Source organism: Negativicoccus succinicivorans, from assembly GCF_018373335.1.
Taxonomy (GTDB): Bacteria; Bacillota; Negativicutes; order Veillonellales; family Negativicoccaceae; genus Negativicoccus; species Negativicoccus succinicivorans_A.
In genome coordinates this window covers 1-15,315 of record NZ_JAHAHH010000026.1, presented here as the reverse complement: position 1 = coordinate 15,315, position 15,315 = coordinate 1, and the positions used below count along the sequence as shown (strand labels likewise).

The window sequence follows — 15,315 nt, the reverse complement described above, 5'->3', positions numbered from 1 at the left end:
TAAAAACCGTCGTCAATATGACGACGGTTTTATTTATTTGGCATAATCGGTCGCCCTGGTTTCCCGAATGACGACTACTTTGACCTGCCCCGGATACTTGAGTTCGTTTTCGATACGCGTGGCAATTTTATGTACCAACAACGTAGCTTCGTCTTCGTTTACTTTTTCCGGTTTGACCATGACACGAATTTCGCGACCGGCCTGAATTGCAAAGCAACTTTCCACACCGTCAAACGATTTGGCGATTTCTTCCAACTTCGTGAGACGTTTCAAATAATTTTCCAGCGTTTCGCGACGAGCGCCCGGCCGTGCAGCTGAAATCGCATCCGCTGCCGCTACCAGAACCGCTTCCACATAGGTCGCTTCCGTATCGCCGTGATGGGATCCGATCGCATTCACCACAACGTCCGGTTCATGGTACTTCTTGGCAATCTCTACACCCAATTCCACATGCGTGCCTTCCGTTTCCTGATCGATCGCTTTGCCGATATCATGCAATAAGCCGGCACGACGTGCCATGCCCACATCGGCTCCGATCTCGGCGGCCAGCGTGCCCGCTAACATCGCCACTTCTACGGAGTGCTGCAGAACGTTTTGACCATAACTGGTACGATATTTCAATCGTCCCAATATCTTAATCAGCTCGGGATGTAAATCGTGGATACCGACGTCGAATGTCGCCTGTTCACCGGCTTCACGCATCGCTTTATCCACTTCTCGTTTGGCTTTTTCGACGGTTTCTTCAATACGAGCCGGATGAATCCTGCCGTCTTTAATCAAGTTTTCCAAGGCGATACGAGCGACTTCCCGTCGTATGGAATGGAAACCGGAAAGCGTCACCGCTTCCGGAGTATCATCAATGATTAAATCTACACCGGTCGCCATCTCCAGCGCGCGAATGTTGCGCCCTTCACGACCGATAATCCGACCCTTCATTTCATCATTCGGCAAGCTCACCACCGAAATCGTGGTTTCGGCGACCTGATCCGCGGCGTTACGTTGAATCGCCAGCGAAATCACTTCGCGCGCGTTTTTATCCGCTTCCGCTTGGAATTGCGTTTGCAACTCACGAATCAAGACCGCTTGATCATGCTTAATCTGCGTCTCCGTTTGCTCCAGCAACAGCGTTTTCGCCTGTTCCGTAGTCAAGCCGGAGATTTCTTCCAACTTTTGCAACTGCTGCGCATACAGGCTGTCTGCCGCGCTTTGCCGTTCTTTTACTTTCGCATCACGGCGCTGCAACGCTTCTTCCTTATGTTCCAGCGAGTCCGCACGTTTCTCCAAATTTTCTTCTTTTTGCAGTAAACGTCGTTCATACCGTTGTAAATCTGTGCGGCGTTCTTTTTCTTCCTGTTCAAAATCAGTACGCAGACGATGCATTTCGTCTTTTGTCTGCAGGACGCTCTCTTTGTACGTGCTGTCCGCATCCCGTCGCGCCTGTGCGACAATGCGAGAAGCTTCCTGCTCGGCACTGCCGATTTTCGATTCCGCTAAACTGCGTCGTAAAAAATAGCCGCATGCCACGCCGATAATCGCCAAGAGAAGTCCTATCATGAGAGTCTCAACTATGATCTCCACCTCCCTTGCGCATAGAAAATCAACTGATTTTCTATATATTATTTGGTTTTTTTATGTTCATTTCTTACAGATTGCCTTTATTTATTGTAGATTTTTTTAATAATACTGTCAAGTAACGTGCCGGCTTATAAATATCTCCGGCATGGGCAAAAAGCTTTTTAACTCGGATGTTTTACGTAGCGCCAAAAACAACAACAAGAGTAGCAAAAAATATTTTTCATAAATACATTTACAAAAAATGACTCCCGCAAAAGGAGTCATTTTTTTATGATGGTTTTTCTGCTTCGTATGAAAAACCGATTCCATTCATCGGCAACCACCTCGCCTCGAACAGTGGGAGAGGCGCTTGTCTTACCGTGATAATATCAATCGTATTTCGAACGCTCGGAGAGCAATAAATCCCGTGCGGCGAGTTCTTCCAAAACCGCGTAAAAAGTGCTTTGTCCGTAACCGCGATTGGCAAGATAGGAGCCGACTTTACGACGCAATACCGGCCCGTTTTTGGTTAATTTCGAAAGCACAAGAGCAAGGGCTCGTTCGTTTTCTTCCTCTACGCTCAGCCGTTCCGGCATCTCCAGTCCGTGCTCTTTCATTTTGTAAGCGATATAACTGTTGCCGTAAACGCCTTCCTCTACAAAGCGACGATACACACGTTTTGCCAACGCCTCGTCATCAATGAAACGATTGTCCTGCAAACGCTTGATCGCAGCGTCTTTTTCTTCATCCGTGTACCCTTTCGCCGTGAGTTTACGACGGATCTCCAATGCGGAATAACTGCGCTTCGAAAGATATGTCAGCGCCTGATCATAGGCGCGATCCTCATTCGTCATTCGCTTCCGTCAGCTCGCCCTCTTCGAAAAGTTCAGGCTCGGCCAACAACGTATCGCGAATCAATTTATCGATCTCCTGCGCGATCGCCGGATTTTGCCTCAGATATTCTTTAACATTTTCCTTACCCTGGCCCATGCGTTCGCCGTTGTAGGAATACCACGAGCCGCTCTTTTGGATAATGTCCATGTTCACGCCGATATCAATTAACGTGCCCTCATGCGAAATACCGGAACCGTACATCATGTCGAATTCCGCCAGACGGAACGGCGGCGCCACTTTGTTTTTCACGATCTTGGCGCGGGTGCGGTTGCCGATCACATCGGTTCCTTGTTTAATCGTTTCGCCTTTGCGAATATCAATGCGAATCGTCGCGTAAAATTTCAGCGCGCGACCGCCGGTTGTCGTTTCGGGATTGCCGAACATGATGCCGACTTTTTCCCGCAACTGGTTGATGAAGATAACGATCGTTTTGGATTTGCTGATGATGCCGGTCAATTTGCGCAACGCCTGGCTCATCAGACGCGCCTGCAAGCCGACGTGCGAATCACCCATTTCCCCTTCAATTTCCGCTTTCGGAACCAGCGCCGCCACCGAGTCGATAACGATAATATCAATCGCGCCGCTGCGCACCAGCATCTCGCAAATTTCCAATGCCTGTTCCCCTGTATCCGGCTGCGAAATCAACAGGTTTTGCGTGTCAACGCCGAGATGGCGCGCGTAAATCGGATCCAGCGCGTGCTCCGCGTCGATAAAAGCGGCGATGCCGCCCTGTTTTTGCGCCTGCGCGATCGCATGCAATGCGACCGTTGTTTTACCGGACGATTCCGGGCCGTAGATTTCAATGACACGTCCGCGCGGAAAACCGCCGATGCCCAACGCCAAATCCAACGCCAGCGAGCCCGAAGAAATGACTTCCAAATTCATGTTGGAGCCGACATCTCCCAAACGCATGACGGCGCCCGCACCGAAATCCCGTTCGATCTGTTTGATCGCGCGTTCCAGCGCTTTTACTTTGCCTTCATTCAGGCTATTATTTTCCATCGATCGTATCCTCCTTCGAATGTGTCTGTAACCATGTTGTCAATTGTTCCAGCGCGAATCGAACGGCGCTTGCGCGCACTTCCGCGCGCGTGCCGCTAAACACGCAGCGGTGCACTTTATAGTCGGTTTTGCTGCCGCAGGCGATATACACCGTACCGCAAGGTTCAGTCGCCGTGCCGCCGCCCGGCCCCGCATATCCTGTCGTCGCTAAACCGATATCGGCCGCGGCGCTCGCTAAAACTCCCATGAGCATTTCTTGCGCCGTTTTTTCGGAAACGGCGGTATACCGCGCGAGCGTTTCGGCACGAACGTCGAGCCACGCTTCTTTACGACGTTCCTGATACGCAACTATCGCACCCTCGAAGTAAGCGGAGCTACCCGCCCGATCCGTCAGCGCGGCCGCGAGCATGCCGCCGGTGCAGGATTCTGCGGTCGCTACGCGTAAACCGCTTTGCAACAACGCTTCATGCAGCGTTTCCGGCATTAAGGAGCGCATCAGTACGCCGGTCCGATCGGTTCCGCTACGACATCATATGCGTAACCCGCCATAATTTTTACGGGCACGAAATCCCCCGGCCGTAAATCGGGTTCATTTTCCAAATACACTTTGCCGTCCACGTCCGGCGCCTGACTGATCAGGCGTCCTTCCGCCGGGGTCTCCGCCGTCGCCGCCGTTTCAACTAGGGCGACCGTTTCCTGACCGACGCTTTCACGATTAAGCTGTTCGGAAATCGCCGCTTGCATGGACATCAGAATATCGTAACGTCGGCGTTTGATTTCTTCGGGCACCTGCTCCGGCATACGCGCCGCCGGCGTGCCGTCTTCCTGCGAATAGGGAAATACGCCCACGCGATCGAAACGGATTTTTTTCACGAGTTCGCAAAGTTCTTTAAAATCGGCTTCCGTCTCGCCGGGAAAACCGACGATAAACGTCGTGCGCAAGGTAATCGGAACCGACTGCTCGCGCACTTTTTCAAGCAAAGTAATAATATCCGCTTTGCGATCACGACGATTCATACGTTGTAGAATGCGGTCGCTGATGTGTTGCAACGGGATATCAATATATTTGCAGATTTTGGGATTCGTAACGATTTCCTGCAAAAGTTCATCGGTAAAATATTTCGGATATAAATATAAAAGCCGTACCCATTCAATGCCTTCAATCGCCGTCAATCCCCGCAATAACGCGGCAAGAGTCGTCGGATCTTCCAAATCGCGCCCGTAGCTTGTGGTATCCTGTGCGATCACGTTAATTTCACGAACGCCTTCCTGCGCCATTTTTCGCACTTCACTGACGATGGATGCTACACTGCGACTGCGAAAACGTCCGCGCACATAAGGAATCAGACAAAACGCGCAACCGTTGCTGCAGCCTTCCGCCACCTTGACATACGCACTGTAATGCGGGGTCGTGCGCTCGCGCGGCAGAGCGGCCAAGTCCGGCAGCGGCGCCCGATCGAAGTAGGCGACATGCGACCCGCCTTCGCGTTCGAAGCGTTCCACCGCTTCCACAATGCGTTCCCACGATTCCGTGCCCAGCAAAATATCAATTTCCGGAATCTCGCGAAACAACTCTTCCCGGAATTGCTGGCTCAAACAGCCGGTGACGACCAGCAACCGTGCCCGACCGGTTTCTTTATATTGCGCCGCCTGTAAAATTTCCTGAATAGATTCTTCCTTAGCCGCTTCGATAAACGTACAGGTGTTGACGACGATGACATCCGCCTGCGCCGGATCTTCCGTCAATTGCCATTGCGCCTTTTGCAGCAACCCCATCATGATTTCAGCATCGACTAAATTCTTTGAGCAGCCCAGGCTGATCACTGCGACTTGTTTCATTCAACTTCCTTTCCTGCAAAGCGTACTTCCTTAAACCACGCCGCCAATAAAGCTTTGCGTCCGGTCGGAGTGTAGGTTTTACGGAGTGACCAGAGTTGCAATTCCCGGTTTTCGGAATCCACTACCTGCGCACTCGGAAAACCGGTGTAATAAAAATAATAATGCTTGCGATGCAAAGGCGTAAACGCATTTCCTTCCATCACCCAGTCCAATAAGGCGCCCACTTCCTGTGCCCGCGATGTCGATTTGGGAATCCCGATACCGTATAAGTAGTACGCCGTGCCGTCCTGCGGATAAATCATGGTCAGCGGCAACCCCTGCACCATAAATTCGCGCGCGGTAGCCGCATCGGAAATGGCCACGTCACTTTTTTGCATCGCCAAAACGCGTACCGGTGTCGACAAATATTTTGAATACTGCACTACATGTCGATGAATAAAATCCAGTTTGCGGAATGCTTCGACATGCCCGTATTGTTCCACCATCGAGTATAAAAGCTCCGCGGAAAGATCCGCTGCTACGAAATCAGTCATCGTAATGCGGACATCATTATGCGCCGTCAAATCCTGCCACGAATGCAGCGGCTTCGACATGGAGCGGTAGTAATCATTGGTCACAACAAACACGATCGGAATATACCATGTGCCGGTCCACAGTCCGTCTTCATCTTTGAATTGTTGCGCAACAAGATCCGTTTGCTCCGACACATACGGCTGCAACAAATCGAAGCGAGCGAGCTCTTGCAGCGTCGCCTGACTCGCCCAGACAAGATCCGGCGCGGGAGTATTCCCCGGCGACTTCAGGTGGTCGACTATCTGCTCCCCGGTCAAGGGTACCAAGGTAAGTTCCACCTGACGTTCGTTGCGATAAACATCCGCCAAAGTTTGGATAATATCCGGCGGCATATCCGAATACACCACCAGTTTCTCCCTGACCGGGATCGCCCCTTCTTCTGCCGCATCTTGCGGGGGCAAGTGCGCCGTCGCGACAAGCCATAGTACGACGACAACTAACAGCCCTACCGGCAACCATTTCCGCATGTTTTCACCTCGAATTTATTATACCATAGCCACTCCGTACGGATTCGCCCAAAATCGTCGCAAACAAAAACACATCGGCTGACAGCCGATGTGTTTTTTACTCTTCGTCTTCCGCTTCAAACATATCGTCGTACAATTTTTGGACCGCTTCAAATTCATCTTCTTCCGGCGATACATATTCGATCTCGCCATCTTCGGTCGTGTCAATACGAGCTAGAATCAGATCCGGTTCTTCATCTTCCGGTGCGTCGTCATCCGGGATGGACACCAGTACGGCAAATTGCTTGCCGTTATACGGAATAATAATATCCTGCGCGTAGTACTCCTCTTCGCCGTTCGGACCTTCCACTTCCACGATGACTACTTCTTCATCATTCTGCAGTTCCTGTTCCGGTTGCTTCTCCATTGTCTACCCCTTCTTTCTGCGCGATGGCATTCAAATACCCTTGCAATATAAGCACTGCGGCCAATTGGTCAACCACGGTGCGCCGCTTATCGCGACGTACGTTACCCGCCAAGAGACTCCTTTGAGCGGCGACTGTCGTGAGCCGTTCATCCCAAAAAACAACTTCGGTGTCGGGGAGCAGACGTTGTAAACGCGCCGCAAACTTTTGCGTTTTTTCCGCCCTTTCACCGAGAGTCCCGTTCATGTTTTTCGGTAAGCCGACCACAATCTTCGCCACGTCATAATAGCGCGCCCATTCGGACATGCGTTCCAGATCGGCGTTGCGGGAAACATGCTCCCACGTTTCCACCGCCTGCGCCGTCAGCCCGAGCGGGTCGCTCACGGCAATTCCCGTGCGTTTCGTGCCGACATCCAGCCCTAAAATTCGTTTCATTGGCGATCATGGGCTACGTATAACGTAATCAAATCTTCCAAAATGCGATCGCGTTCAAATCCGCGAATCAAATTGCGCGCATTTCGGTGACTGGTAATATAAGTCGGATCACCGGACAACAGGTAGCCCGCCAGCTGTACGACCGGATCGTGACCTTTCTCACGCATCGCCGCAATGACTTCGCGAAGCATTAAGGATACTTCCGAATCTCCTTTTTTTATAGGAGCATAAAATTTGGTTTCATCATTCACTGCCACGATAGTCCTCCTCTCACGCCAAGGCTTGCAGCATCACTGCCACGCCGGCCTCAATCGCTTCACCAAGCTTAGCCGGATCTTTGCCGCCTGCCTGCGCCATATCCGGACGACCGCCACCGCCGCCGCCGGCTACTTTGGCCGCCGCTTTGACCGCATTACCCGCATGAATGCCGCGAGCCACTGCAGTCGCATCCGCCATCGCCACTAAATTTACTTTTTCACCGATTTGCGCGCCCAATACAAGCGCCTGAATATCATCGCGTGCTTTGAGCATATCGCCCAAGGCACGTAATTCCTGTACGTCCGCCACTTCCACGACGCCGCTGGCAATCCGCAAACCGTCTTGCGTAACTGCATTTTTCACCAGATCGCCGACCTGGTCTTTGGCCTGCGCCTGATGCAATGAAGAAAGCTCTTGCGCCAACTCTTTCTTTTCCGCCAGCAATTTTTCCAATTTCTCCAGCAATTCCTGCGGACGTGCTTTTAAAAGCTCCGCCGCCTGCGCCAGATCATTCGTATCCTGTTGCGCCAACCGATATGCGGCATGACCGGTCACGGCCTCGATGCGACGAATACCGGAACCGATACCGCTTTCCGAAAGGATTCGGAAGGAACCGATTTCACCGGTGTTGCGGACATGACTGCCGCCGCATAATTCGATGCTGACCTCCGGTACTTCGACCACACGAACGATGTTTCCGTATTTTTCGCCGAAGAGTGCGATGGCGCCCAATGCTTTGGCTTCTTCGATCGGCAGTTCACGAATCTCGGTGGCGATGCCTGCCAAAATGCGTTCATTGACTTCCGCTTCGACCGCTTTCAATTCATCAGAGGAAAGCGGTTCGGGATGGGTGAAATCAAAACGTAAACGTTCCGGCATTACGACCGAACCCGCCTGCGTGACATGATCGCCCAGTACGTGGCGTAACGCCGCTTGTAAAAGGTGCGTTGCGGTATGATTGCGCGCCATGTCATGACGACGTTCCGTATCGACGGCGAGCGTCACTTCCTCGCCGCGTTCGATCGTTCCTTCGGTGACCTCTCCCAGGAGATAAATCGTGCCGTCCGGGTTTTTCTTCGTATCGGTAATCTCTACTTTGCCCGTAGCGCTTTGCAGTTCGCCGATATCGCCCAGCTGACCGCCGCCTTCGGCATGGAACGGATTCGTGGCCAAAATAATGAGCACCGATTCGCCGTCGGAAGCCGATTCGATTTCGACACCGTCGCGACCGAGCATCAAAATCTCACTGGCCGTAGCCGTTTCATCAGCCGTCTTACCGGCCCCCGCCAAACGGGTAGTATCCGGTGTCGCGACCTTCGCGGACACTTTCGCACGCGCCTGACGCGCGCGTTCGCGTTGCGTTTTCATCGCCATTTTAAAGCCGTCAATGTCGATCGCAAGTCCTGCTTCGGCGGCAATTTCTTCGGTCAGTTCCCAAGGAAAACCGTACGTATCATACAGTTGGAAAACGTCTTCGCCGCTGAGCGATGTTTTTTGTTGCTCTTTTGCGGCATCTATTTTCTCCTGCAACAGCAAGCTGCCCTGGTCCAGCGTTTTTTGGAAACGGGCTTCTTCGCTGGCTGCAATCTTTTTAATATAAGCTCTCTTTTCAAAGAGATCCGGCAAGCCCTGTCCCAACAAATCAATGACCAAGTCCACCAACTCAGCCATAAACGGTTGGTTAATACCGAGCAATTTGCCCTGTCGTACCGCGCGTCGTAGGATCCGGCGCAATACATAACCTCGTCCTTCATTCGACGGCAGTACGCCGTCACCGATCAGCGCCGTCACCGCCCGCGAATGGTCGGCAATGACTTTAAGCGCAACGTCGGTCGCCGCCGAAACGTTGTATTTCGTTCCCGCCAGCACCGCCGCGCGTTCAATAATCGGAAAAATCAAATCCGTTTCAAAGTTGTTGCGTTTTTTCTGTAAAACGGCCGCCAATCGCTCGAGTCCCGCGCCGGTATCAATGTTTTTCTTAGCGAGAGGCTCGTATTGACCGTCCTTTGTACGATTGTACTGCGTGAATACAAGGTTCCAAATTTCCAGAAACCGATCACCGTCACTGCCCATCGCATTTTCAGGACCGGTGCCGAACGATTCCCCCTGATCGTAAAAAATTTCGCTGCAGGGACCGCACGGACCCTCGCCGATTTCCCAGAAGTTATCTTCCAGTTTATAAATGTGCTCATCCGGCAAACCTACCGTTTCATGCCAAAGCGTATAGGCTTCCTTGTCTTCCGGGTGAATTGTCACATACAGACGCTCGGGATCCAGCTGCAGTTCTTCCGTAAGAAACTGCCAAGCCCATTGAATGGCATCCTGCTTAAAATAATCGCCGAACGAAAAATTCCCCAACATTTCAAAAAACGTATGGTGACGCGCGGTTCTGCCGACATTCTCCAAATCGCCCGTACGCATGCACTTTTGACAGGTTACCACGCGATGGCGCGGCGGTTCCACTTTCCCTGTGAAAAAAGGCTTTAACGGCGCCATGCCGGCGCCGATTAAAAGTAAACTCGGATCATCTTTCGGAATCAACGGAAAGCTGGGCAGATGCAAATGCCCGCGCTCTTCAAAAAAACGTAAATACCGCTCACGAATTTCATTACCCTTCATGCTTTATATGTTCCCTCCAGCCCAGTTCGATGTGTGCTTATTATACCATGCGCCCCCGCTGCGAACAATGCAACGCAAGTTACTCGCCGCCATAAACCTCGGGCCGACGATCGGCAAAAACGCTCATTCGGGCGCGTGTTTTCTTGACTATGTCACTGTCATATTCGCCATACAAAACGGCTTCGTTTTGATCGCCTTTTACTACGTTTTCCCCCATCGGATCAATCAGGGCGGAGCGACCGGCGAAAATATTGTTTTTGAAAGTGCCGACCGCATTCACCGCGCAAATATACATCTGGTTTTCGATGGCGCGCGCCTGAATCAAATTTTCCCACGCGACCAGCCGCGAGGTCGGCCATTCCGCCGGCACAAAGACGAGCGTAACACCGTCCAGAGCCAATTTGCGATACAGTTCCGGAAAGCGCAAATCATAGCAGATGGATAAACCGCAATGAATGTCCGCGAGCTTCGCCGAAACGATTTGATTTCCTGCCGCAAAGTTATCCGGTTCGGAAAGCAAGCTGAAAAGATGGGTTTTATCGTACTGCGCTACCACTCCGTCCGGTCCGAAGCAATGCGTGCGATTATACACTTTTTCATTTTCTTTCGTCGGCAAGCTGCCGGTTACGATCCACTTTTTCCGCTCGCGGGCAAACGCCTCCAGCCTTTGCAGCAGTTCATCGCCTTCGTGCGTTACCTGCTGACTTAAACGGCTCAAATTGTAGCCCGTTGTCCACATTTCCGGTAACACGATAATATCGGCCTTAGAAGCCGCTTCTTTAATGCGGGCAAATGCATTCGCTATATTGGTTGCTTTATCTCCCGCTTCGACATGCAGCTGAATTAATGCCAGCGTACGCTTCATGCGATCCCCCCGTTCATGACTTTATTATATCGTACTTGCGCGACGTTTCGTTTACGCAGCGTTTCGGGTATGTAAAAACGGTGCCAAAACGGCTGTCAATGTGTACAACGCCAGACCGGTTAAGACAATGGTTCCGCCCGGCGCAAGATCCCATGCGTACGCGCCCCACAGGCCGCACAAGACCATGGAAAGCGAGTAACCGACCGCAATGGCAGCGGTCTTTTTGAAACCTCGCCGCCATAAATGAGCCGCCGCGACCGGTACAATCATGAGCGCGCTTACAAGTAAAATACCTACGATCGACATGCCGATCACTACGACCGCCGCGACCAGCAAGGCGAAAAACATATTCATGCGTTCCAAACGAATCCCGCGCGTACACGCGATATCCGGTTGAAAACTCGCCAACAACAACGGCGTATAAAACTTTCCGAGCAACAGAATGACAATCAATGCAATGATCGCAATCGCTCCAATATTCGCCCAATTGACGGTTAAAATGCTGCCGAAAAGGAAACTCATCAGACTTGTATTCGGAATCCGCGCAAGCGAACTGCACACGACCGCCAACGCCAAACCGCCGTAGAAAAACAACGCCAGCCCCATATCGCCGTATTGCAGATGCTTGCGTCGCACGATTTCAATACCGCCCGCGGCGGCGAGCGTCAAAACGACCGCGCCGATCGCGGGATTAATGCCGAGCAACGCACTTCCCGTCACGCCGGCGAAAGCAATATGCCCTAAACCGTCTCCCAAAAGCGACTGCCTCCGGATCACGACAAACATCCCGACTAAAGGGCAGAGCAGCGCGACAATAAGACCGGCTAAAAACGCGCGCTGCATAAATTCGTAGCTGAGCATGTCCATCATCCGACCACCTCCGCCATGTGCATTCCGGTCGCATGGTTGGTAATAAACTGATGTGGCGGACCGTCATAACAAAGCGTACGGTCGATGCAAAGCACCCGGTCGGCATGCGGTAACGCGCGAGCGATATCATGCGTCACCATGATGATCGTCGTCTGCTGCTCCGCCTGAATGCTGCTGAGCAGATCCAGCAGCATATTGCCCGCCGTATAGTCGATCCCGCTGGTCGGCTCGTCCAAAAGCAGCAGTGCCGGCCGCGCGGCGATCGCCTGCGCCAACATGACACGTTGTTGCTGACCTCCCGACAGATCACCGATGCGTTTATGCGCCCATTCCGCCATCCCCACTTTGGTGAGCAAAGCCTGACGCCGTTCGGTCTGTTCGGCATGTGAAATCTCGGTTCCCCAAAAGCCGAGATCGACCACCTCATTCACCGTCGCGGGAAATGATGCCGTATTTTGATTGTAATGCTGCGGCACGAAACCGATACCGCCGGCGCGTTGCCAAGCCTGCGGCGATTGGCCGGCAATCATAATCGTTCCCTCGGCAGGCATCAGTAGTCCTGCCAATAAGCGCAGCAACGTTGTTTTCCCGGCGCCGTTCGGACCGACGATCAAAGTAAATCCGCCGTGCGCCAGCGTAAAGTTAATGGCGTTAAATACCGGCTCTTTGTCATACCAAAATGCCAGGTTTTGCGCTGTAATCCATTCGTTCATTATCTGATCGATCCTTCAAATGTTTATTTCATAAAAAAAGAGGCTTGCGCCTCTTAGATTAACCGTTTTGCCCCCACATAGCAATCGCTCCAGTAGCCCTCCGCCAAGCTGTCGATGACTACGCCGCGACTTGATGTGGAGCTGATAAAGCGATCTCCTCCCAGGTAAATACCCGAGTGCGACACGCCGTCCGTATATGTCGAGAAAAAGACCAGGTCGCCCGGCCGCATTTGACTCCGACTCACACTGTGGCCCATTTGGTATTGTTCATCGGCCGACCGCGGCAACACCAATCCGGCCGCTTTGGCGGCAAACTGAACGAATCCCGAACAATCAAAGCCGCTGGGAGTAGAACCTCCAAAAACATACGGCACACCGATATATTCCTGCGCGACGGAGATCAGCCGCCGTACCAGCATCGTCGAAAAATCACCGCGGCTGGTCGGTATATCGCGGCTCAACAACGCGCGATAAGTAGCCGGACCGACCAAACCGTCCGCTTCCAAACCATGCGCCGTCTGAAATTCCCGAATGGCATCTTCCGTGGCCGGACCGTATACGCCGTCCGCTTCCAAATGGTACCCTAACGTTCCCAAGCGATGCTGAATCGTCGAGATATCTTCACCGATATCTCCCGGGTGATAAGTGGCCCCTACCGCCATCGGTACTACCAAAAACATCGCCATACAAGCCCAGTGTCGTATTCCCGCCATCATGCTCCCTTCCGCCTGCGAGGTTAGCTGCCGGGTTCGGCCAAGAGCTGACCGTCTTTTGCAAGATACACCCCGAAAACATTTGGTTCCCCCGCGCGCATATGCGCTTCGGCACACCCTTGTGTCCTGTCGTTAATGTCTCGTTTTCTGATTCACCGTACCGCGCAACCAATACAGAGGCCGATTCTTTACCTCCGCAAAAATGCGCCCTATATACTCCCCGATAATTCCCAAAAAGATCAACTGCAAACCGCCGAAAAGCAACATCATCACAGCAAGCGTGGCCCAGCCGGGAACCGCTTCCATGAAATAGTACTTAATCAACAGCACATAAATGATCAAAAGCAAGCTGCCGATGCCTGACAGCAGGCCCACAAAAAGAGCCATGCGCAGCGGCAGCGTCGAATACGAAGTAATCCCGTCCAAGGCAAACCGCACCATCTTGCGCAACGAAAATTTACTTTCGCCGGCATAGCGCGCCGGTGCACGGAATGTAATTTGCGTTTGCCGATAGCCGATGTCGCTTACCAGGCCGCGGATAAATCGCGCCTTTTCACGAAACAGCAACAAGCTGTCCGCCACTTTGCGATCAATCAGACGAAAATCGGAACCGCCTTCGGTAATCTTCACTTGGGAAATAGAATTAATGAAACGATAGTAGAGTTTCGATGTCCATTTTTTGAATGCACCGACATTGGCTGTCGAAAGGCGTACCGTCTGCACTACTTCATAACCGTCATACCATTTGTCCAACAGATCCGGAATCATCGTCGGCGGGTGCTGCATATCTCCATCCATGGTAATCACCGCATCGCCGCGAGCATGATCCAAACCGCAGGTGAGCGCGGTTTGATGCCCGAAATTGCGTGCCAAAATAAAAGCTGTCACGCGGGCATCCCGTTCCGCAAGCTCCGTTAAAATCAACGGCGTGCGATCACTTGAGCCGTCATCGACAAATAGGAACTCAAATGATTCATCACGATGCGCGACCACTTCGCATAACGCATCGTAAAAGTGTACTATATTGTCCTCTTCATTGAAAAAAGGAACAACGATTGAAATCAGCATTTCTACCACCAAACACTACTACTTCTTTATTTTACCATAGGCAAGAGGACCGCGCCACTGCGACAACCGCAACTGCGGGCAGCTTTTTTATCGAGCGCAAAAAGGCGTCCTACTTACGCCCTTTTTGCTCTCGAAAAGCCGCTACTTTTTGGAACGCCGTTCGCGCCGCGGCGAGCGTTTGACGAATATCTTCATCCGTATGCGCAAGCGACATAAAGCCGCATTCGAATTGACTCGGCGCTAAGTACACACCGGCCTCCAGCATAGCCAGGAAGTAGACATTAAACTCGTCCAAATGCGAAGTCGCTACCGTATCATAATCCGTGACCTCATGTTCATTGAAAAACACGGTAAACATCGAACCGATCCGATGCACTATGATCGGTACTCCCGCTTCTTGCGCCGCCGCTTCCAAACCTTGGCACAGCGTTTCCGTTTTCGCCGTCAGCTCTTTGAAACGGTCCGCGGACAATTTATTCAGCGTCGCCAGTCCCGCCGTTACCGCGAGCGGATTGCCCGAAAGCGTCCCCGCCTGATACACCGGGCCTTGCGGCGCCAATTTTTCCATCACTTCGCGTTTGCCGCCGAACGCACCGACCGGTAAACCGCCGCCGATCACTTTACCGAGGCAAATCAAATCCGGTGTGATATCGAAATATTCACAGGCACCGCCGGCCGCCGCGCGAAAGCCGCTCATGACTTCATCGACAATCAAAAGCGCGCCGGCTTTCTGCGTCAATTCGCGCAAGAGTGGCAAGTAGCCCGGCTGCGGCAATACGCACCCCATATTACCGGCGACGCCTTCCACAATGACGGCGGCAATTTCATCGCCGTATTGGGCAAAAAGTTCTTTGACCGCTTCCGGATTGTTATACGGAATGGTCAGCGTATCCGCTGCAATTTCCGAAGGAATCCCCGGGCTGTCGGGAACGCCCATTGTCGCCGCGCCGGAACCCGCTTTGACCAGGAGTCCGTCGCTGTGACCGTGGTAGCAGCCGACAAATTTCACAATCTTATCGCGCCCCGTATAGCCGCGCGCCA

The 15,315-nt window shown here is 52.4% G+C and carries 16 protein-coding genes and 1 riboswitch; all 16 genes read right to left on the bottom strand.

Annotation, left to right across the window (positions count from 1 at the left end):
• Positions 1-33 precede the first annotated feature (33 nt).
• Positions 34-1,554 carry a ribonuclease Y gene (gene rny / locus KH813_RS03170; RefSeq protein ID WP_075938970.1) on the bottom strand — a complete coding sequence of 507 codons (1,521 nt, stop codon included), beginning with the start codon at positions 1,552-1,554 and terminating at the stop codon, positions 34-36.
• A gap of 389 nt (positions 1,555-1,943) precedes the next feature.
• Positions 1,944-2,408, bottom strand: coding sequence for a regulatory protein RecX (locus tag KH813_RS03165; protein WP_303993127.1), 465 nt, complete (start codon positions 2,406-2,408; stop codon positions 1,944-1,946).
• Positions 2,398-3,450, bottom strand: a complete 1,053-nt coding sequence (recA, locus tag KH813_RS03160; RefSeq protein ID WP_075938973.1) for a recombinase RecA — start codon at positions 3,448-3,450, stop codon at positions 2,398-2,400. Before recA ends, KH813_RS03165 begins: the two co-directional genes overlap by 11 nt.
• Positions 3,440-3,946, bottom strand: coding sequence for a CinA family protein (locus KH813_RS03155; protein WP_303993123.1), 507 nt, complete (start codon positions 3,944-3,946; stop codon positions 3,440-3,442). Before KH813_RS03155 ends, recA begins: the two co-directional genes overlap by 11 nt.
• Positions 3,946-5,289 carry a 30S ribosomal protein S12 methylthiotransferase RimO gene (gene rimO / locus KH813_RS03150; RefSeq protein WP_303993120.1) on the bottom strand — a complete coding sequence of 448 codons (1,344 nt, stop codon included), beginning with the start codon at positions 5,287-5,289 and terminating at the stop codon, positions 3,946-3,948. Before rimO ends, KH813_RS03155 begins: the two co-directional genes overlap by 1 nt.
• A complete protein-coding gene (locus tag KH813_RS03145) occupies positions 5,286-6,329 on the bottom strand; it encodes an ABC transporter substrate-binding protein (protein WP_303993117.1) in 1,044 nt (347 codons plus the stop codon). Before KH813_RS03145 ends, rimO begins: the two co-directional genes overlap by 4 nt.
• Before the next feature lie 97 nt (positions 6,330-6,426).
• A complete protein-coding gene (locus KH813_RS03140; RefSeq protein ID WP_303993114.1) occupies positions 6,427-6,735 on the bottom strand; it encodes a DUF1292 domain-containing protein in 309 nt (102 codons plus the stop codon).
• Positions 6,701-7,168, bottom strand: a complete 468-nt coding sequence (gene ruvX / locus KH813_RS03135; RefSeq protein ID WP_303993112.1) for a Holliday junction resolvase RuvX — start codon at positions 7,166-7,168, stop codon at positions 6,701-6,703. The genes KH813_RS03140 and ruvX overlap by 35 nt, the downstream gene beginning before the upstream one ends.
• Positions 7,165-7,425 (bottom strand): IreB family regulatory phosphoprotein, encoded by a 261-nt coding sequence (locus tag KH813_RS03130; protein WP_083631536.1) that lies wholly within the window; start codon positions 7,423-7,425, stop codon positions 7,165-7,167. Before KH813_RS03130 ends, ruvX begins: the two co-directional genes overlap by 4 nt.
• 13 nt (positions 7,426-7,438) lie before the next feature.
• Positions 7,439-10,045, bottom strand: a complete 2,607-nt coding sequence (alaS, locus tag KH813_RS03125; protein WP_303993109.1) for an alanine--tRNA ligase — start codon at positions 10,043-10,045, stop codon at positions 7,439-7,441.
• Positions 10,046-10,124: 79 nt separating this feature from the next.
• The gene (locus KH813_RS03120) at positions 10,125-10,910 is read right to left on the bottom strand and encodes a carbon-nitrogen family hydrolase (protein ID WP_303993107.1); all 786 of its coding nucleotides are present in this window, start codon (positions 10,908-10,910) and stop codon (positions 10,125-10,127) included.
• Between the two features lie 51 nt (positions 10,911-10,961).
• Positions 10,962-11,780, bottom strand: a complete 819-nt coding sequence (locus KH813_RS03115) for a metal ABC transporter permease (protein ID WP_303993104.1) — start codon at positions 11,778-11,780, stop codon at positions 10,962-10,964.
• Positions 11,777-12,493, bottom strand: a complete 717-nt coding sequence (locus KH813_RS03110) for a metal ABC transporter ATP-binding protein (protein ID WP_303993102.1) — start codon at positions 12,491-12,493, stop codon at positions 11,777-11,779. Before KH813_RS03110 ends, KH813_RS03115 begins: the two co-directional genes overlap by 4 nt.
• A 53-nt stretch (positions 12,494-12,546) precedes the next feature.
• Positions 12,547-13,209, bottom strand: coding sequence for an NlpC/P60 family protein (locus tag KH813_RS03105; protein ID WP_303993099.1), 663 nt, complete (start codon positions 13,207-13,209; stop codon positions 12,547-12,549).
• A riboswitch (cyclic di-AMP (ydaO/yuaA leader) is annotated at positions 13,206-13,330 on the bottom strand. It overlaps the preceding gene by 4 nt.
• An 8-nt stretch (positions 13,331-13,338) precedes the next feature.
• Entirely contained in the window at positions 13,339-14,274 is a 936-nt protein-coding gene (locus KH813_RS03100) for a glycosyltransferase family 2 protein (protein WP_303993096.1), read from the bottom strand.
• Positions 14,275-14,383: 109 nt separating this feature from the next.
• Positions 14,384-15,315, bottom strand: a 932-nt coding sequence (locus tag KH813_RS03095) for a glutamate-1-semialdehyde 2,1-aminomutase (RefSeq protein ID WP_303993093.1), incomplete at its 5' end; no start/stop codon positions are given.

Coding starts and splice junctions, on each gene's coding strand:
- rny (WP_075938970.1), bottom strand. CDS start 1,554: ATGATAGGACTTCTCTTGGCGATTATCGGCGTGGCATGCGGCTATTTT.
- KH813_RS03165 (WP_303993127.1), bottom strand. CDS start 2,408: ATGACGAATGAGGATCGCGCCTATGATCAGGCGCTGACATATCTTTCG.
- recA (WP_075938973.1), bottom strand. CDS start 3,450: ATGGAAAATAATAGCCTGAATGAAGGCAAAGTAAAAGCGCTGGAACGC.
- KH813_RS03155 (WP_303993123.1), bottom strand. CDS start 3,946: ATGCGCTCCTTAATGCCGGAAACGCTGCATGAAGCGTTGTTGCAAAGC.
- rimO (WP_303993120.1), bottom strand. CDS start 5,289: ATGAAACAAGTCGCAGTGATCAGCCTGGGCTGCTCAAAGAATTTAGTC.
- KH813_RS03145 (WP_303993117.1), bottom strand. CDS start 6,329: ATGCGGAAATGGTTGCCGGTAGGGCTGTTAGTTGTCGTCGTACTATGG.
- KH813_RS03140 (WP_303993114.1), bottom strand. CDS start 6,735: ATGGAGAAGCAACCGGAACAGGAACTGCAGAATGATGAAGAAGTAGTC.
- ruvX (WP_303993112.1), bottom strand. CDS start 7,168: ATGAAACGAATTTTAGGGCTGGATGTCGGCACGAAACGCACGGGAATT.
- alaS (WP_303993109.1), bottom strand. CDS start 10,045: ATGAAGGGTAATGAAATTCGTGAGCGGTATTTACGTTTTTTTGAAGAG.
- KH813_RS03120 (WP_303993107.1), bottom strand. CDS start 10,910: ATGAAGCGTACGCTGGCATTAATTCAGCTGCATGTCGAAGCGGGAGAT.
- KH813_RS03115 (WP_303993104.1), bottom strand. CDS start 11,780: ATGATGGACATGCTCAGCTACGAATTTATGCAGCGCGCGTTTTTAGCC.
- KH813_RS03110 (WP_303993102.1), bottom strand. CDS start 12,493: ATGAACGAATGGATTACAGCGCAAAACCTGGCATTTTGGTATGACAAA.
- KH813_RS03105 (WP_303993099.1), bottom strand. CDS start 13,209: ATGATGGCGGGAATACGACACTGGGCTTGTATGGCGATGTTTTTGGTA.
- KH813_RS03100 (WP_303993096.1), bottom strand. CDS start 14,274: ATGCTGATTTCAATCGTTGTTCCTTTTTTCAATGAAGAGGACAATATA.